The sequence below is a fragment of the Limnoglobus sp. genome (assembly GCF_059499385.1).
This window is the reverse complement of the sequence record NZ_JCABYM010000153.1, coordinates 138,816-157,933: the sequence shown is the minus strand read 5'-3', so window position 1 is coordinate 157,933 and position 19,118 is coordinate 138,816. Positions and strand designations below refer to the sequence as shown.

Here is a 19,118-nt window from a genome sequence, read left to right as displayed (position 1 = left end):
CCCGAGACCACCTCCCCATGCGCCCACTTGTCTGCCTGTTGCTTCTCGCGTCGGTCGCCCGCGCCGCCGAGCCGGTCCCGGATTGGAAGTCGATCGCCGACCCGCCGAAGGAGAAGCCGGCCTGGGCCGTGGACCCGAACCTCAACGTCGTCACCCCGCCGCACTTCTTCGACGGCGGGATCGAGTTCGCCGCCCAGGGCGGGCCGTTCGTCGCCGTCGGGCGGAACGGCGGCAAGGGCGAGTACCGCATCTTCGTGGACCTCCGCACCGGCGAGACCTACGGCACGCTCAAGGACGAACTCGACGCCCACGGCCTCACCGCCCTCAGCACCGACGGCAAGAAATTCGCCATCGTCCTCGGCGGCCGGTTCGGGCAGAAGGCGACCGTCGCCGTCGTGGACGTGGCGTCCGGCAAGGTCACGGAGCTGCCGGTCAAGGGCGAACTCGACGTGCTCCAGTTCGCCGGCGACCGGCTGCTCGTCAGCTCGAAGACCGAGACGGACGTGTACAACGTGCAGAACTGGAAGTCGATGGTGAACCTCGACCACCAGCGGAACCCCTGGGGCGGGGCGAAGTCCACCCTCACCCCGACCGGCCGGTTCCTCGTCGAAACGTCCGGCCAGGGCCTCCGCGTGTACGACGTGGAGTCCGGCCGGTCGTTGTTCAAGATGGACTCGCCGAAGAGCGCCAAAGGGGCGACGAACGCGGACGGCGTGGCGTTCTCCCCGGACGGCAAGCGGATGGCCGTGGCGACGGAGGCGTATGGCCACCGCACGCTCGTCGTCTACGACACGGAGACCGGCAAGCCGCTCTTCGACAACGTCGTCGCCATCAAGAACGTCTTCCACCCGGTCCGCGTCGCGTGGTCCGTCGACAGCCAGGGCGTCCTGCTCAACGGCGAGGCGATCGTGGACCCGGAGACGGGCAAGCCGATCTTCGAGTTCCCGGCCGGGTCGCACGGCACGCGGCTGGCGGTGACGCTCGGCCGGGCCGTCGTGTGGGACACGTCCGACCGGGCCAAGCGGCGGCTGGCGGTCGTCGGCCACGGCCCGGAGCTGACGGCCGCCATGAAGGCCGCCGCCGTCCACGGCACGGCCGCGGACGCCCTGCTCCCGCCGCTGACGAAGGTGGCGCTCGACGTGTCGAAGGCCGTGCCGGTCCCGCTCGTCGGCGAGAAGTGGGCCGCCGCCCCGGACCCGGCCCCGCCGACGCCGGCCGTCCTCCGGCCGCTGCGGACCGACTTCACCACCCGGAACCTGCGGGCGTTCTTCGTCACCGCCGGGCCGTCGCCGGTGGCGCTCTTCGAGTTCACCCCGCACGGCGGCGACGCCACCAAGCCGCGGCAGGCGAGGCGGGTCGATCTCCTCACCGGGAAGACGACGGCCACGTTCGAGGTCCCGCCGACGCTGCAAACCGAGGACGTGTCGCCGACCGGGTCGAAGCTCGTGACGTTCGACCCCGTCACGGGCCGCCGGGTGGACGTGTTCCCGCTCGACGGCGGCAAACCGACCAGCTTCCGCCCGTTCGACGACCAGCCCGACGGCGGCAAGAAGGTCGCGGTGGTGCGCTTCCTCACCGACGACCGCGTCCTGACGGTCAGCGAGAAGGGGGTGATCGCCGCCTGGTCGCTGCCGGACCTGAAGTTGTCGTTCGCGGCGGAGCTGCCCGGCGGCAAGGCGTTCACCCTCTCGCCGAACCGGAAGTACCTCGCGGCCCAGCACGCCGGGGCGGTGCGGGTCCTCGACACGACGACCGGGGCGTGGGCCGGCGACCTCGTGCCGACGGCCGGCACGCAGGAGACGCCGCTGCCGTCGTTCGTCATGTTCCGCGGCGACGGCCGGGAGGTACTCGCCGGGTTCCAGGACCCGAAGGGCGGCGCGTTCCTCAGCCGGTGGGACACCGCCACCGGCACGCTGATCGCGGAGGACCCGTTCGCCGGGACGCTCGGCAGCCGCCCGAAGCCGGGGTACGTCGGCGACCACCACGTCATGTTCGACTTCGGCTGGCTGTACGACCTGAAGCGGAAGGCGTTTGTGTGGAACGCGGCCGTGCCGCCGGGGCAGGGGGCGTTCGCGTGGTCCCGGCCGGACGATCGGGTGTGGTACTTCGTCAACGGGTTCGACAACGACGGGATGATCGTCGCCGCCCCGTTCCCGACGGCCGAGACGGAGCGGGTGATCGCGGACGTGATCGACGGCCCCGGCGCGCTGCTGAAGCCGGGCACGAAGGTCGCGCTGAAGCTCCAGACCGGCGGCGGGCTGGCGGACGAGTACCGGCCGAAGATCATGGACGCGCTGCGGAAGGCGTGGGCCGCCCGCGAGCTGGCGATCGTCAACGACGGGGCCGACGTGACGGTCGCGATGACCGTCGGCGAGCGGGACACCGGCGAGAAGCTGTCGTTCCGGCGCACGTTCGGCGGGCCGCTCGGCGGCGAGTCGGTCAACGTGCTGGAACTGACGACGGAGACGGAGCTGTCCGCGAACGGCGAGGTGCTCTGGTCGCCGGAGCCGGTGAAGCACCGGACGCACAGCCCGTTCTTCCTGCAACTGCCGAAGGACGAGACGGACATCGGCCGCCACCTGCACAAGCAGATGTGGAACGAGGTGGTGACGTGGGGCCAGAACTCGGCGCTGCCGCGGTTCCTGGCGAAGACGGACGCCGGGGTGAAGGTGCTGCCGCAGTTCTCGAAGCTGACCCCGGCCGGCGTGACGGACGAGGTGAAGGGCGGGCGGTAGCCGGGGTGTCGCGGCCGCCGGCCGACGGGTATCATCGTGTGGAGATTCGCCTTCGGAGTTCGATCATGACTGCCGCGGTCGCCGCCCCGCCCCAGACCCCGCCGCCGAAGGCCGTCGGGCCGTCGTCGCCCCCGACCGCCCCCGCGCCCGCACCGTACCGGTTGAGCGTGAAGCAGTACCAGCAGATGATCCGCGCGGGCATCCTCGGCGGCGAGGACAAGGTCGAACTCATCAACGGGATCGTGGTGCAGAAGATGGCGAAGAACCCGCCGCACGAGTCGTGCCTCGCGCTGTTGATCCGCGCCTTCCGAATGCTGCCGGACACTTGGCAATTGCGGGTCCAGGGGGCGATCGAACTGACGGAAAGTCAGCCCGAACCGGACGGCGTAATCGCCCGCGGCGACCCCCGCACCTACGGCTCCCGTCACCCAGAGCCGCCGGAGATCGGGGTGTTGATCGAGGCGTCGGACAGCTCCCTCTCCTACGACCGGGGCGACAAACTCCGCCTCTACGCCCGCGCCGGCATCGCCGAGTACTGGATCATCAACCTCGTGGACAACCGCGTCGAGGTCTACACCCAACCGTCCGGCCCGACGGCCGTGCCGACCTACGCGACCGCCCAGACCTACCTCCCCGGCCAAGCGATCCCGCTCGCGCTTGACGGCGCGGCCGTCGCCACGATCCCCGTCGCGGACCTGCTGCCGTAGAAGGGTCACCCGTGGCTACCGCTCGCGGCCCCATCCGGGACCGAAAACCGGTCCCACGGCGTCGGGCGGACGCAGAAGGGTAGGGTTTGCGTGGGCTGGAACTACCGCGTGATGCGCCACACGACGGACCCGAAAGGGGCGTGGTTCGCGATGCACGAGGTCCACTACCGCGACGATTCCGTGGACGATCGGACGGCGACCGCCGCGGAAACCGGTTACACGGCCGCCCCCGCAGTCGTGCAGGGCGACAGCGTGGACGACTTGCGCGAGACGTTGCTCCTGATGCTCGAAGCGTAGGACAAGCCCGTACTCGATTTCCGAGATTGACGGACGAGGTAAAGGGCCGCCGGTAGCCGCGGAGTTGCTCCCACACTTCCCTCGGCCCCGCCGCGCGTCCGCGGCGGGCCGCAATTCGTGCGGTAGAATTTCGCCCCGTTTGAACTTTCGCCCGCCCCCGCGCAACCTGTCTCGCGGGAGTCCCATGACCGACCCGCTCGACCGCGTGTACGACCAACTGCTCGTGGTCCGCTGCCAGGCGGACGACGCGGCCGCGTTCGCCGAGTTGGTCGCCCGGTTCGGCCCCCGGTTGCGGTACTTCCTGCGGTCGCTGGTCGGGGACCGGGAGGCGGCCGAGGACGAACTCCAGAACACCTGGCTGGAGGTGTACCGTGGGTTGGGCCGGTTGGCCGACCCGGCCGCGTTCCCGGCGTGGGCGTACCGGATCGCCCGCGGGCGGGCGGCGCTGCGGCTCCGCCGCCGCGACCCGCCGGCCGAGCCGATCGCCGACGTGCCCGACCCCGGCGGCGAGGCGTTCGCGGCGGAGGACGCGGCGGCCGTCCACGCGGCCCTCGGCAAGCTCCCGCCCGAGCAGCGGGAGGTGCTGGTACTGCGGTTCATGGACGGGTTGAGTTACGACGCCATCGCCGGGGTGGTGGGGGTGCCGGTCGGGACGGTGCGGTCCCGGCTGCACTTCGGGAAGAAGGCGCTTCGCACGATCATTCAAGGGGGGAAGTCCGATGGCTGACGCCGACATGAGCGGGGGGTTGTTGGGGGCCGACGAGGTCCCCGTCCTCACGCCGGAGCAGCAGGTGGCCGCCGTCCTCGGCCGGGACGCCCGACGGGTGCGGCAACTGACGTGGCTCGCGGCGGCCTTCTGGCTGCTGACGCTCCTGACCGTCGCGGGCATGCTCTGGATGTTCGACGAATCCGTGATGCCGAAGGCGGGGAAGTTACTGCGGGACACGCCGGGCGCGTCCGGGCGTCCGGGCGACCCGCCGCCGCGGCCCGACGCGAGCGTCGAGGAGCGGACCGTCGGGCCGCTGGTGACTTACGTCTACGTGCTGACTTACGGGCTGGTGATCCTGACGGCCGCGGTCGGCGTGTTGGCCCTGGCCGCGGTCACCACCCTGGTCCTCGTCCACCTCACCCGACGGGCCACCCTCCGACAAATTCGGGTGAGCCTCCAGTCGATCGCGGAGCAACTTCGACAGATGCAGGCGGCCCGCCCCGAAGGGGTAGAGGATCGTTCCGCCGCCCCTCCGGGGCCGAAAGCCCAAAGGTAGGTTAAAAACTTACCCCCGCGGATCACCCGGACCCCTCGTCGCACGCCGCCGCCCGCGCCAGCAGCAGTTCCCGCTCCCGCGCGTTGCGGGTCAACCCCGCCGCCCGCTCGAACTCGCCGCGGGCCTCCGCCCGGCGGCCGAGCTTCAACAGCAGGTCGCCCCGCACGCTCGGCAGCAGGTGGTAGCCCCTCAGCGACGGCTCCGCCGTCAGCCCGTCCGCCACCGCCAGCCCCGCTTCCGGCCCGGCCGCCATGCCGACCGCCACGGCCCGGTTCAACTCGATCACCGGCGACGGGACCAGCCGCGCCAGCTCGCCGTACAGGTCCGCGATCCGCGGCCAGTCGGTTGCGTCCGCGGTGCGGGCGCGGGCGTGGCACGCGGCGATCGCCCCCTGAAGCTGGTACGGCCCGCGGTCCCCGCCGAGCCGCTCCGCCCGGTCCAGCGCCGCCAGCCCGCGGCCGATGAGCAGTTGGTCCCACCGCGCCCGGTTCTGGTCCAGCAACAAGATCGGCTCGCCCTCCGGCCCGACCCGCGCCCGCAGCCGCGACGCCTGGACTTCCATGAGCGCCACCAGCCCGTGGACCTCCGGCTCCCGGGCGGCGAGTTCCGCCAGGATGCGGCCCAGCCGTAGCGCCTCCTCGCACAAGGACGGCCGCGTCCAGTCGTCGCCGGCCGTCGCCGTGTACCCCTCGTTGAAGATCAGGTAGATGACCTCCAGCACGGACGCGAGCCGCTCGGCCAGTTCCGGGCCGCGGGGGACCTCGAACGGGACGTTCTTTTCCGTCAGCGTCTTCTTCGCCCGGACGATCCGCTGCGCGACGGTCGGCTCGGCGACGAGGTAGGCGCGGGCGATCTCGTCGGTCGTCAGCCCGCCGAGCAGCCGGAGCGTGAGGGCGGCGCGGGCGTCGGTCGAGAGGACCGGGTGGCAGGCGGTGAACACGAGCCGCAAGAGATCATCGCCCACGTCGTCGTCGAGCGCGGCGTCGAGGTCCGGCGGGGCGAGGTCGTCGGCCCGGCCGCGGCCGATCTCGGCGTGCTTCCGCTCGATCCGCTTCACCCGGCGGACGTGGTCGATGGCCCGGTTCTTGGCGGCGGCCATGAGCCACGCGCCGGGGTTGTCCGGCACGCCGGCGGTCGGCCACTGCTCCAGCGCCGCGACGAGCGCGTCCTGGGCCAGCTCCTCGGCGGTCCCCACGTCCCGGACGATCCGGGCCAGCCCGGCGATCAGCCGGGCGGACTCGATCCGCCAGACGGCGTCGATGGTTCGGTGAACGGCGGTTGGCATGTTCGGGAATGAAACCAACTTCCGGCCGCGGGTGCAAGGTTGGGAGGTCGTTGTAGCTCGGTCGCTCGCCGGGACCGGAAAATCGTTCCGCCCGGAGCAAACTCGCCGCGGAATTCGTTTCCCTTTCGCAACGCCGGCCGTCGTGAAACGTGGTGCTGCCGAAAATAACGACACGCCGCGCGAAAGAATGCATGAAGATTCAATTCTGAGGGATGCACAGAAGATTCGGGTCGGGTAAAACGGCGAAAATCGTTGTTTCGTGCCGAATATCCGGGACGTGTCCGGGCTGGCCCTCTCAAGGACGACCCCGCCACCGCTCCGCCACGCCCCGTGCCGCGACGGGAGCCGTCCCGCCCCGGTCGTTGATCCCCACCCTCGAACGCACCCCGGAGCTTCCCGTCATGACATCTCTGGCCCGCCGGCAGTGGACCCGCGCCGTAGCCGCCCGCCTCGGCCTGCACCGGCTCGAAGACCGCACCACGCCAGACGCGACCTACCACAGCCTCGCCGGCGGCAACTTCGGCCAAGACTGGACGAACACCGGTCTCATCACGACGGACGACAACTGGGCCGGCGTGCCGAGCATCATCGGCTACCGGGGCGATGGCCTGACGGGTTCCACTGGGACGGACCCGCAAACCATCATCACGCCCTCGACGGTCGTGAACGTCATCGCGAACCAGACGAACCCGGACACGCTGTTCACCGGCGGGGTTGCCGAGTTCCACATCACGAACCCGACCGTCGCCCTGAACGGGTCGGGCACGGCGGACGCGCCGTACGTCCAACTCCACTTGAACTCGGCCGGCCGCAAGAACCTGCAGATCAGCTACAACATCCGCGACCTCGACGGCAGCACGGACAACTCGACCCAACAAGTCGCCCTCCAGTACCGGTTCAACGACGCCGGGAACTTCGTCAACGTCCCGGCCGGGTACGTCGCGGACGCCACCGAGGGGCCGTCCCTGGCCGGCAAGGTCACGCCCGTCAGCGTGACGCTGCCGTCGAACCTCGACGACCAGGCGACGATCCAGATTCGGATCATCACGTCGAACGCCGTCGGCAACGACGAGTGGGTCGGCATCGACGACATCGTCGTCACCAGCGAGCCGTCGGCCGCGAACACCCCGCCGACGATCACCAGCAACGGCGGCGGCGACACGGCGAGCATCTCCCTGCCGGAGAACACGACCGACGTGACGGTCGTGACCGCGACCGACCCGGACCCCGGCACGACGATCACCTACAGCATCGGCGGGCCGGACGCCGGGAAGTTCACGATCAACACCGCGAACGGCCTCCTGTCCTTCGCCGCCAGCCCGAACTTCGAGGCCCCGGCCGACGCGAACGGGGACAACAAGTACGAGGTGACCGTCACCGCGTCCGACGGCACGCTGACCGACGCCCAGGCGATCACCGTCACGATCACGGACGCGAACGAGACGCCGCGGATCACGAGCAACGGCGGCGGCGAGGCGGCGGCCATCTCCGTGCCGGAGAACACGACGGCCGTGACCACCGTCGTCGGGGTCGATGAGGACGCCGGGGCCGTCCTCACGTACACGGCCGTCGGCGAGGACGCGGCCCTGTTCGACCTCAACCCGACGACCGGCGTGCTGACATTCAAGGCCGCCCCGGACTTCGAGACCCCGGCCGACAAGAACGCCGACAACGTCTACGGCGTCGAGGTCCGGGTGTCCGACGGGACGAGCTTCCAGAACCAGGCGCTCGTCATCACGGTGACGAACGCGAACGACGCCCCGGTCATCACCAGCGACGGCGGCGGCGACACGGCGGCCGTGACCGCGTTCGAGAACGCCACGGCCGTCACGAAGGTCATCGCGACCGACCAGGACGCCGGCGCGGCCGTCACGTTCAGCCTGACCGGCGGGGCGGACAAGACGCTCTTCGCCATCGACGCCGCGACCGGCGTGCTGACGTTCCTCGCGGCCCCGAACTTCGAGCTGCCGGGCGACGCGGACGCCGACAACAAGTACGAGGTGACCGTCACCGCGGCCGACGGCAGCAACGGCACGGACGCCCAGGCGATCACCGTCACGGTAGCGAACGTGAACGAGGCCCCGACGTTCACCGTCGGCGCGAACCAGGCCGTGCTGGAAGACGCGGCCGCCCAGACCGTCGCCGGGTTCCTGACGAACATCACCGCCGGCCCGCCCGGCGACCTCGGCACGACGGTCACGTTTACCGTCACGAACGACAACAACACGCTCTTCAGCGTGCAGCCGGCCATCGGCACCGACGGGAAATTGACGTACACGCTGGCGACGGACGCGTTCGGCACGGCGACCGTCACCGTCGTCGCGAAGGACGACGGCGGGACCGCGAACGGCGGCGTGGACACGTCCGCGGCCCAGACGTTCACGATCACCGTCGCGCCGGTCAACGACGCCCCGACGTTCACCCTCGCCGCCGACCCGACGGTGAACGAGGACGCCGGCGCACAAACCATCGCGAACTTCCTCACGGCCGTGTCGCCCGGCCCGGCGAACGAGGCCGGCCAGACGACGACCGTGGAGGTGTCGAACGACAACAACGCGCTGTTCAGCGTGCAGCCGACCATCGACGCGGCGACCGGCAAGCTGACGTTCACCCCGGCCGCGGACGCGAACGGCACGGCGCGGGTCGCCGTCGTCGTTCGCGACAATGGCGGCACGGCCGACGGCGGCGTCGATGCCGCCACCGGCATCTTCACCATCACCGTCACGGCCGTGAACGACGCCCCGACGTTCGCCCTCGGGGCGAACCAGCTGCTCCTCGAAGACGCCGGGCCGCAAGTCGTCGCCGACTTCCTGACGGCCGTGACGACCGGCCCGGCCGACGAGTCCGCTCAGACGACGACGGTGACGGTCACGAACGACAACAACGCCATGTTCAGCGCGCAACCCGCCATCGGCGCGGACGGGAAGCTGACGTTCACGCCGGCCGCGGACGCCTTCGGCCTCGCGACCGTCATGGTGAAGGTCCAGGACACCGGCGGGACCGCGAACGGCGGCGGCGATGCCGCGACGCGGACGTTCACGATCACCGTCTCGCCGGTGAATGACGCCCCCACGTTCGTCGTCGGCCCGAACCAGTCGGTCGCCGAGAACGGCGGGGCGCAGTCGGTCGCCGACTTCATTGCGACGAAGTCCGCCGGCCCGGCGAACGAGGCCGGCCAGACGGTCAGCTTCGTCGTGTCGAACGACAACGCGGCGCTGTTCGCCGTCGCCCCGAGCATCGGGGTGGACGGGAAGCTGACGTACGCCGTCGCCCCGAACGTCACCGGCACGGCGACCGTCACGGTCGTCGCGAAGGACGACGGCGGCACGGCCGACGGCGGGATCGACACGTCCGGCCCGCAGACGTTCACGATCACCGTCCGCGTCGTGAACAACGCCCCGACGTTCTCCCTCGGGGCCGGCCCGTCGCTGAACGAGGATGCCGGGCCGCAGACCGTCGCGAACTTCCTGACGGCCCTCACCGCCGGCCCGCCGGACGAGGCCGGGCAGACGGTCACGATCACGGTGACGAACGACAACGCGGCGCTGTTCGCCGCGGCCCCGGCCATCGCCGCGGACGGGACGTTGACGTTCACCCCGGCGGCGGACGCCAACGGCTCCGCGACGGTGACAGTCACGGCCGTGGACAACGGCGGCACGGCCGACGGCGGGATCGACACCACGATCAAGACGTTCACGATCACCGTGAACGCCGTCAACGACGCGCCGACGTTCACCCTCGCGGGGAACCAGACGGCGATGGAGGACGGCGGCGCGGTTTCTACCGCCGCCTTCGTGACGGCTTCGTTCGCCGGCCCGGCGGACGAGGCCACGCAGGCGGTCAGCTTCGTCGTGTCGAACGACAACGCGGCGCTGTTCGCCGTCGCCCCGGCCATCGACGCGACCGGGAAGCTGACGTACACGCTCGCCGCCGACGCCTTCGGCACGGCGACGGTGACGGTGGCGGCGAAGGACGACGGCGGGACCGCGAACGGCGGCGTGGACACGTCGGCCCCGCAAACCTTCACGATCACGGTGACGGCCGTGAACGACGCTCCCACGTTCACCCTCGGGGCGAACCCGACCGCCCTCGAGGACGCCGGCCCGCAGGAGGTGGCGAACTTCCTGACGACCCTAGCCGCCGGCCCGACGAACGAAACGGGCCAGGCCGTCACGATGACCGTGACGAGCGACAACCCCACGCTGTTCGCCGTCGCCCCGGCGATCGACCCCGTGACCGGCAAGCTGACGTTCACCCCCGCAGCGAATGCGAACGGCTCCGCGACGGTGACCGTCACGGCCGTGGACAACGGCGGCACGGCCGACGGCGGGATCGACACCACGATCAAGACGTTCACCATCACCGTGACCGCGGTGAACGACGCCCCGACGTTCACCGTCGGTGCGAACCAGACGGTACTGGAGGACGGTGGCTCGCAGGCGGTCGCCGGGTTCATCGCGACGAAGTCCGCCGGCCCCGCGGACGAGGCGGGCCAGGCGGTCAGCTTCGTCGTCTCGAACGACAACAACGCCTTGTTCGCGGCGCAACCGACCATCGACGCGGCCGGGAAGCTGACGTACACGCTGGCCGCGAACGCCTTCGGAATCGGGACCGTCACCGTCGTCGCGAAGGACGACGGCGGCGGAGCCGACACCTCGGCCGCACAAACCTTCACGATCACCGTGACCGCGGTGAACGACGCCCCGACGTTCGCCCTCGCGGCCGGGCCGACCGTCCTCGAAGACGCCGGCCCGCAGGCGGTCGCGGACTTCCTCACGGCCCTGAGCGTCGGGCCGGCGAACGAGGCCGGCCAGACGGCGACCGTCACCGTCACGAACGACAACGCGGCGCTGTTCGCCGTCGCCCCGAACATCGGCGCGGACGGGAAGCTGACGTTCACCCCGGCCGCGAACGCGAACGGCACGGCGACCGTCACCGTCACGGTTCAGGACGACGGCGGGACCGCGAACGGCGGGGCCGACACGACGGTTCAAACGTTCACGATCACCGTCACGGCCGTGAACGACGCCCCGACGTTCGCCCTCGCCGGGGACCAGTCGGCGCTGGAGGACGGCGGCCCGGTCGCGACGGCCGGCGTCGTCACCGCGATCTCCGCCGGCCCCGCGGACGAGGCCAGTCAGTCGGTCAGCTTCCTGGTGTCGAACGACAACAACGCCCTGTTCTCGGTCCAGCCGACCATCGGCGCGGACGGGAAGCTGACGTTCACCCCGGCCACGGACGCGTTCGGCACGGCCACCGTCACGGTCGTCGCCGTCGATGACGGCGGCGGGGCGGACACGTCCGCCGCGCAAACGTTCGTCATCACCGTCGCGCCGGTGAACGACGCCCCGACGTTCGCGCTCGCCGGCGACCCGACGGTCCTCGAAGACGCCGGCCAGCAAAGCATCGCCAACTTCCTGTCGGCGGTCGTCGTCGGCCCGGCGAACGAGGCGGACCAGACGTTCACCGTCGAGGTGTCGAACGACAACAACGCCTTGTTCTCGGTTCAGCCGACGATCGACGCGGCCGGGAACCTCACGTTCACCCCGGCGACGAACGCGAACGGCACGGCACGGGTCGCCGTCGTCCTCCGCGACAGCGGCGGCACGGCCGACGGCGGCGTGGACGCCGCGACCGCGATCTTCACCATCACCGTGACGGCCGTGAACGACGCCCCGACGTTCGCCCTGGCGGCCGGGCCGACCGTCCTCGAAGACGCCGCACCGCAAACCGTCGCGGGCTTCGCCACGGCCTCGGCCGGCCCGGCCGACGAGGCGGGGCAGCTGGTCAGCTTCGTCGTGTCGAACGACAACAACGCCCTCTTCACCGCGCAGCCGAGTATCGGGACGGACGGCAAGCTGACGTACACGCTCGCGGCGAACGCCAACGGCTCCGCGACGGTGACGGTCCTCGCCGTGGACGACGGCGGCGGCACGGACACGTCCGCGCCGCAGGCGTTCACGATTACCGTCACGCCGGTGAACGACGCCCCGACGTTCGCCCTCGGCGTCGCGCCGGCCACCGCCGAGGACGCGGGCGATCAGGCGGTCGCGGGCTTCCTCACGGCCCTGAGCGTCGGCCCGGCGAACGAGACGCAGGCGGCGACGGTGACGGTCACGACCGACAACAACGCCCTCTTCACCGCGCAGCCGAGTATCGACGCGAGCGGGAAGCTGACGTACACGGCCGCCCCGGACGCGAACGGCACGGCCGTCGTGACGGTCACGGTGCAAGACGACGGCGGGACCGCGAACGGCGGCACGGACACGACGGTTCAAACGTTCACAATCACCGTGAACCCGGTCAACGACACGCCGACGTTCGCCGTCGGCGGGAACCAGACGGTGACGATCAACGTCGGCCCGCAGGTCGTCGTCGGGTTCGTCACGAGCGTGTCCGTCGGCCCGGCGGACGAGATCGGCCAGACGGTTTCGTTCAACGTCAGCACGAACAACCCCGCGTTGTTCGCCGTGCAGCCGGCGATTGATGCGAGCGGCAAGCTGACGTACACGGCGGCGGCGGACGCCATCGGGCTGGCGACCGTCACCGTCACGGCCACCGACTCCGGCGGCGGGGCCGACACGGCCGCCCCGCAGACGTTCCTACTGGCCGTGCTGTTCAAAAACGTCGCCCCGACGTTCGCCGTCGGCGCGAACCAGGCCGCCACCGAGGACGGCGGCGCGGTCATTGTCCCCGGCTTCCTGACGAACATCGCGGCCGGCCCGGCCGTCGAGGCGGGGCAAACCGTCGCGTTCCAGGTGACGGCGAGCAACCCGGCCCTGTTCAGCGTGCAGCCGGCCATCGACGCGAGTGGGCAGCTGACGTACACGCTGGCCCCGGACGCGAACGGGACGACGACGATCACCGTGACCGCGACCGACGACGGCGGCACGGACAACGGCGGCGACGACTCGGCCGACCCGCAGACGTTCACGCTCGCCGTCGCGGCCGTGAACGACGCCCCGACGTTCGCCGTCGGCGTCGCGCCGGCGTCGGCGGAAGACGGCGGGGCGCAAGCCGTCGCGGGCCTCGTCACCGGCGTCGTGGTCGGCCCGGCGGACGAGGCGGCCCAGACGGTCGCGTTCCAGGTGACGACGGACAACCCGGCGCTGTTCGCCGTGCAGCCCGCGATTGATGCGAGCGGCAAGCTGACGTACACCGCCGCCCCCGACGCCTTCGGGGTGGCGACCGTCACCGTCGTGGCGGTGGACTCCGGCGGCGCGGCGTCCGCCCCGCGGACGTTCGCCGTCGCCGTGAACCCGGTCAACGACGCGCCGAGCTTCGGCCTCGACACGTCCGTTTCCGCGATCTTCCCGACCGTCGTGAACCTCACTGCCGGCCCCGCGAACGAGGCCGCGCAAACCATCGCGTTCGTGCTCACGACCGACAACCCGCGGCTGTTCACCACGCCGCCGGTCGTGGACGCGAGCGGGAAGGTGTCGTTCGCGCTTAACCCGCTGCGGAGCGGGACGGCCACGATCACCGTCACCGCGACGGACAGCGGCGGCGGCACGAATTCCGCGACCCAGGCGTTCACGTTCGCGGTGAAGGCCGTGCCCGTGCCGCCGAGCTTCCAGGTCGCGCCGAACGTCACCGTCGCGGAGGACGCCGGGGCGCAGAGCGTGTCGTCGTTCGTGACGCTCATCCCCGGCAACCCGGAGGAGCCGGAGTTCATGCCGGTGTCCGTGGCCGTCGCGCAGCAGACGCCGGGCGTCGTGTTCACGCAGATGCCGACGTTCGACGCGGCCGGGAACCTGACGTACCAGGTCGCGCCGGACAGCTTCGGCACGGCCGTGTTCAACGCGGTCGCGGCGAACGGCACGCCGGGCGGGTTCGGGTTCGCGTTCAGCATCAACGTGACGCCGGTGAACGACGCGCCGACGGCGACCGTGCCGACGCCGACGACGGGAACGAAGGGCGTGACCGTGAGCGTGCCGAACGTGGTGGCGTTCACGGCCGGGCCGAACGAGGCCGACGCGCTGAACGTCATCGCCACCGTGGTCGGCACGACCGGGAACGTGACGTTCACGTCGCCGCCGTCGGTGGACGCGAACGGGACACTGACGTACACGGCAAAGCGCGGCTCCCGCGGTACGGCGAAAGTCGCCGTCACCGCGAGCGACGGCGAGTTCGCGACGCCGACGCAGTTCGTGACGGTCGCCGTGGACGCGACCGGGCGGGCGGAGTTGGTCGGCTACCAGGAGTTCGCCGTCGGGTCGGACGACGGGCAGCCGGACGTGACGCTGTTCAACGCGGACGGGTCGCCGCGGTTCTTCTCGAAGGCGTTCCCCGGCACGGAATTCGGGGCGCGGGTGGCGACCGGCGACTTCACCGGCGACGGCATCGCGGACCTCGTGGTCGGGTCCGGGCCGGGCCGCACGACGTTCGTGCAGGTCATCGACGGCGCGACGCAGAAGACGATCTTCGCGATCCAGCCGTTCGAGGCCGCGTTCACCGGCGGCGTGTACGTGGCGGCCGGGGACACGACCGGGGACGGCGTCGCCGACCTAGTCATCACGCCGGACCGGGGCGGCGGCCCGCGGGTGGACGTGTACACCGGGGCCGGGTTCGGGAAGGTCGCGAGCTTCTTCGGGATCGAGGACGCGAACTTCCGCGGCGGCGCTCGCGCCGCCGTCGGCGACCTGACCGGCGACGGGGCGGCCGACCTGGTCGTCTCGGCCGGGTTCCGCGGCGGCCCCCGCGTGGCGGCGTTCGACGGCAAGTCGCTCGGCAGCGTGCCGCGGAAGCTGTTCAACGACTTCTTCGCGTTCGAGCCGACGCTCCGCAACGGCGCGTTCGTGGCCGTCGGCGACGTGGACGGCGACGGCATCGCCGAGATCATCGCCGGCGGCGGCCCGAACGGCGGCCCGCGGGTGACGGCGTTCGACGGGGCGGCGCTGATGAAGTCCGGCGGCGCGACGCAGACGCAGATCGTGAACTTCTTCGCCGGCGACCCGGCGACCCGCGGCGGCGTCCGGGTGAGCGTGAAGGACCTGGACGGCGACGACCGGGCCGACCTCGTCGTCGGGGCCGGGACGAACACCGGGAGCACGGTGGCGGCGTACCTGGGAACGGAGCTGGCGGCGAACCCGCTGCCGCGGACGGCGTTCGAGTTCGAGGCGTTCGACGACTTCACCGGCGGCGTGTTCGTCGGGTGAAAATGTTTCTGGGCTTCTTGTCCCGAACCTCTGGTTCGCGGGCATCGGCGGCTGCAACCGCCCGCTCGCACGCAAACGAGACGTTCGGGACGAGGAATATAGATAGCCGCCGGCTTACCGGCGGGGTTTTGCGACCCCCAAACCCCGCCGGTAAACCGGCGGCTATATAACTTGCCGCATAACCAGCCGCGCCGTAGGTTAGCAGTCTCGCAAAATTGTGCGACCGAGACGCAAGGGTTCATTCCGATGTACGCGATTTTTGAAGACGGCAGCCGCCAGTACCGGGTCGAAGAGGGCAGCACGGTCAACATCGACTACCGCGAGGTCAACCTCGGGGACACGATCGAGCTGACGAAGGTGCTGATCGTCGGCAAGGACGGCGGGGCGACGATCGGCCAGCCGCTGGTGGCCGGGGCGAAAGTCGTCGCGGAAGTCGTGGACTTCCCGAAGGTGAAGACGCAGACGCAGTACTTCCGCCGGCGGAAGGCGTCCAAGCGGCTCCGCGGCCACACCCAGCCGCACGTCCGCGTGAAGGTCAAGCAGATCGTCGGGTAACGCCCCTCCGGGGATACAAAGCCGAGGGCTGACCGTCATTCGCGGTCAGCCCTCGGCTGTTTTGTAGAACCCGGAGCGGAAGCGATGGGGTGTTGGTCCCTCACCCCATCGCTTCCGCTCCGGGTTCTACCGCCGGGGGCTGTAGGAATCCGATTGCCCCTTCCGCACGCGGCCGGTTACACTAGCGGTGACCGTCTCCCGCCGACCGGACCCCGCCGATGCGACTCGCTTCCCTCGCACTTTTGCTCGCTTCCATAGCCGTCCCCGCCGCGGAGCCGCCGGACGACTGGGCGTACAAGCCCTTCGGCAGGCCGACGCCGCCGAAGCTCGCGGCGCACCCGGTCGATTCGTTCCTCCTCGAAAAGTTGCGCGCCGCGAAGCTCGCGTTCTCGCCGGCGGCGTCCAAGGCGACGCTCCTCCGCCGCGTCACGTTCGACCTGACCGGCCTCCCGCCGACGCCGGCGGAACTGACCGCGTTCGAGAAGGACACGGCGAAGGACGCCTACGAGAAGGTCGTGGACCGGCTGCTCGCGTCGCCGCGGTTCGGCGAGCGGGTCGCCGTCTGGTGGCTCGACCTGGCCCGGTTCGCCGAGACCGACGGGTTCAACTCGGACGACCCCCGGCCGTCCGCGTGGCGGTACCGCGACTACGTCATCGACAGCTTCAACAAGGACAAGCCCTACGACCGCTTCCTGAAGGAACAGCTCGCCGGCGACGAGTTGTTCCCGGCCGACCCGGCCGCGGCCGTCGCGACCGGGTTCCTGCGGCACTACCCGGACGAGTACAACGCGGTCAACCTCGAGCAGCGGCGGCAAGAAATTCTCAACGACATCACCGACACGACGGCGGCCGCGTTCCTCGGCATCACCCTCGGCTGCGCCAAGTGCCACGACCACAAGACCGACCCGATCCTCCAGGACGACTACTACCGGATGCAGGCGTTCTTCGCCGGGTTCTGGCCGAGCGAACGGCCGGTGCAGTCCCCGGAGCAACTCGCCGAGTACGCGAAAAAGAAGGCCGCGTGGGAGGCGAGGACGGCCGACGTGCGGGCGAAGCTGGCGGAACTGGAAGGACCGTACCGGGAGAAGAGCGCGAAGAAGGAGCGGTCGCGGTTCGACGAGGACTACGCGAATCTCGTGGACATCCCGTTCGCCGACCGCACGCCCTGGCAGAAGCAGATCGCGGTGATGGTGGAGAAGCAACTCGACCGCGCCCGGAATACGAAGTTCGCGACGCAGTTGAAGGGCGACGCGAAGGCGAAGTGGGACGAGATGTCCAAGCAGATGACGGCCCTGGCGAAGGAGCGGCCGCCGGAGCCGCCGACGGCGATGACGATGACGGACGTGGGGACGGCCGCCCCGCCGCACTTCAAACTCAAGCGCGGGAACTGGCAAAAGAAGGGTGACGAGGTCGATCCCGGCTACCTGTCGGCCATCGACGACCGCACGGCCGAGCCGAAGCCGACCGCGACGACGACCGGCCGCCGCACGGAACTGGCGAACTGGATCGCGAGCGCGAAGAATCCGCTGACCGCCCGCGTGATGGTCAACCGCGTCTGGCAGCACGCGTTCGGCCGCGGGATCGTGGAGACGAGCAGCGACTTCGGCCTGACCGGCGAGAAGCCGACGCACCCGGAACTGCTCGATTGGCTGGCGACCGACTTCGTCGCGCACGGGTGGTCCGTCAAGCACGTCTACAAGTTGCTCGTCACGTCCGCGGCGTACCGGCAGACAAGCCAGGGGAACGCCGGGCTGTCGGCCGACCCCGAGAACGACCTGCTCTGGCGGTCACCGCGGAAGCGGCTGGACGGCGAGTCCCTCCGCGACGCGATGCTGGCCGTCAGCGGGGCGCTGAACCCGAAGGCCGGCGGCCCCGGCGTGCGGCCGGCGCTGCCGGCGGAACTGAAGGGGGCGAAGGGGTGGGCGGTGACAGAGGACGCCGCGGAGCGGAACCGGCGGAGCGTGTACGTGTACGTGAAGCGGAACCTCCGCTACCCGCTGTTCCTCCTGTTCGACGCGACCGACCGCAGCGAGACGTGCGCCCGCCGGTTCGTGACGACGACGGCCCCGCAGGCGCTGATGCTCGTCAACGACGCGATCGTCCTGGACTTCGCGAAGGCGTTCGCCGAGCGGGTGCGGAAAGAGGCCGGCGAGGACCGCGAGAGGCTGACCGACCGCGTGTTCGCGCTGGCGCTGGCCCGCGGGCCGTCGGCCGCGGAGCGGGCGGCGACGGCGAAGTTCCTGGCGGCCCACCCCGGCACGAGCGCCGAGGCCGTCACCGACCTGTGCCACGCCGTCCTGAACCTGAACGAGTTCCTGTACGTGGATTGAAGAGCCAGAGGTCAGAAGTCAGAGACCAGAGGTCAGAAGGACGCCGAATGTCTTTTCTGACCTCTGGTCTCTGACTTCTGACCTCTGCTTACTTCGACTCCCCCGTCTTCATCTCCGGCTTCCGCGCGTTGGCGTTCGCCGCGCGAATGTCCGCCTTCGTCAGCACCGGGATGTCCGTCGCGCTCTTGCGGTACTTCCGCAGCTTCTCGCGGGCGCGGCTCAGGACCGCCCCGATCGTGTTCACCGGCACGCCCGTCTCCGTGCTGATCTCCTCGTAGGTGCGGCCCTCCAGGTAGAACAGCCGGACGATCTCCCGCTCCTTGCCGGAGAGCTTCCGCAACAGCCGGTCCACCTCGTCCAGCCGCTCCAGCCCCTTGATCTCGGCCAGCGACCCCTCGAACGAGTCGGGCACGTCGTCCACCTTCACGTCGCCCTTGCGGATGGCGTCGCGGACCGTCTGCCGGCGGGTCAGCTCGTGGACGCAGATGCGGCGGGCGATCACGGTCAGGTACGTGGCGAGGGTCGCGTTCCCGCGGAACTGCCGCAGCACCTTGTAGTCGTCCGCGACGATTTGCAGCATCACCTCGGCCGCGATGTCCTCCACGTCCTCGGCGTTGACCTTCGCGCTCCGCAGGTGGGCCGTGTACCCGATGACGTGGTAGATGAGGCTGAGGTAGCGGTCGACGAAGTCGTTCCACGCCCCCGGCTGCTTCCGCAGGCACCGTTGGAGCAGGTCGCGATCGACGGGTAAGAGGGCCACGACTCGCCTCCTCGCTGGGGCCGCAC

Annotated in this window: 10 protein-coding genes; 8 read left to right on the top strand and 2 right to left on the bottom strand. The window is 70.6% G+C overall.

Annotated features, from left to right (window positions below):
• Positions 1-17 precede the first annotated feature (17 nt).
• The 5 genes from AC5JJ2_RS26950 to AC5JJ2_RS26930 all read left to right on the top strand — a co-directional run bounded on the left by AC5JJ2_RS26950 (position 18) and on the right by AC5JJ2_RS26930 (position 5,004).
• Positions 18-2,735 (top strand): WD40 repeat domain-containing protein, encoded by a 2,718-nt coding sequence (locus AC5JJ2_RS26950; protein ID WP_495861155.1) that lies wholly within the window; start codon positions 18-20, stop codon positions 2,733-2,735.
• 65 nt (positions 2,736-2,800) lie between these two features.
• Positions 2,801-3,442, top strand: coding sequence for a Uma2 family endonuclease (locus tag AC5JJ2_RS26945; protein WP_495861154.1), 642 nt, complete (start codon positions 2,801-2,803; stop codon positions 3,440-3,442).
• 111 nt (positions 3,443-3,553) lie between these two features.
• Positions 3,554-3,739 carry a hypothetical protein gene (locus AC5JJ2_RS26940; protein WP_495861153.1) on the top strand — a complete coding sequence of 62 codons (186 nt, stop codon included), beginning with the start codon at positions 3,554-3,556 and terminating at the stop codon, positions 3,737-3,739.
• Between the two features lie 184 nt (positions 3,740-3,923).
• The gene (locus tag AC5JJ2_RS26935; RefSeq protein ID WP_495861152.1) at positions 3,924-4,466 is read left to right on the top strand and encodes an RNA polymerase sigma factor; all 543 of its coding nucleotides are present in this window, start codon (positions 3,924-3,926) and stop codon (positions 4,464-4,466) included.
• Entirely contained in the window at positions 4,459-5,004 is a 546-nt protein-coding gene (locus tag AC5JJ2_RS26930) for a hypothetical protein (RefSeq protein WP_495861151.1), read from the top strand. The genes AC5JJ2_RS26935 and AC5JJ2_RS26930 overlap by 8 nt, the downstream gene beginning before the upstream one ends.
• A gap of 22 nt (positions 5,005-5,026) precedes the next feature.
• Here the strand turns inward: AC5JJ2_RS26930 and AC5JJ2_RS26925 are convergent, their stop codons facing one another.
• A complete protein-coding gene (locus AC5JJ2_RS26925; protein ID WP_495861150.1) occupies positions 5,027-6,289 on the bottom strand; it encodes an RNA polymerase sigma factor in 1,263 nt (420 codons plus the stop codon).
• A 401-nt stretch (positions 6,290-6,690) separates the two neighbouring features.
• Here AC5JJ2_RS26925 and AC5JJ2_RS26920 point away from each other — a divergent pair, with 401 nt between their 5' ends.
• From AC5JJ2_RS26920 to AC5JJ2_RS26910, 3 genes are all read left to right on the top strand, one after another.
• Positions 6,691-15,447: a cadherin domain-containing protein gene (locus AC5JJ2_RS26920; RefSeq protein WP_495861149.1), complete on the top strand. Its 8,757-nt coding sequence runs from the start codon at positions 6,691-6,693 to the stop codon at positions 15,445-15,447.
• A gap of 246 nt (positions 15,448-15,693) precedes the next feature.
• Positions 15,694-16,002: a 50S ribosomal protein L21 gene (rplU, locus tag AC5JJ2_RS26915; RefSeq protein WP_495861148.1), complete on the top strand. Its 309-nt coding sequence runs from the start codon at positions 15,694-15,696 to the stop codon at positions 16,000-16,002.
• Positions 16,003-16,220: 218 nt separating this feature from the next.
• A complete protein-coding gene (locus tag AC5JJ2_RS26910; protein ID WP_495861147.1) occupies positions 16,221-18,332 on the top strand; it encodes a DUF1549 and DUF1553 domain-containing protein in 2,112 nt (703 codons plus the stop codon).
• Positions 18,333-18,420: 88 nt separating this feature from the next.
• On the opposite strand, the gene AC5JJ2_RS26905 is transcribed toward AC5JJ2_RS26910, so the two are convergent.
• The gene (locus tag AC5JJ2_RS26905; protein ID WP_495861146.1) at positions 18,421-19,092 is read right to left on the bottom strand and encodes an RNA polymerase sigma factor; all 672 of its coding nucleotides are present in this window, start codon (positions 19,090-19,092) and stop codon (positions 18,421-18,423) included.
• Positions 19,093-19,118: the final 26 nt, after the last annotated feature.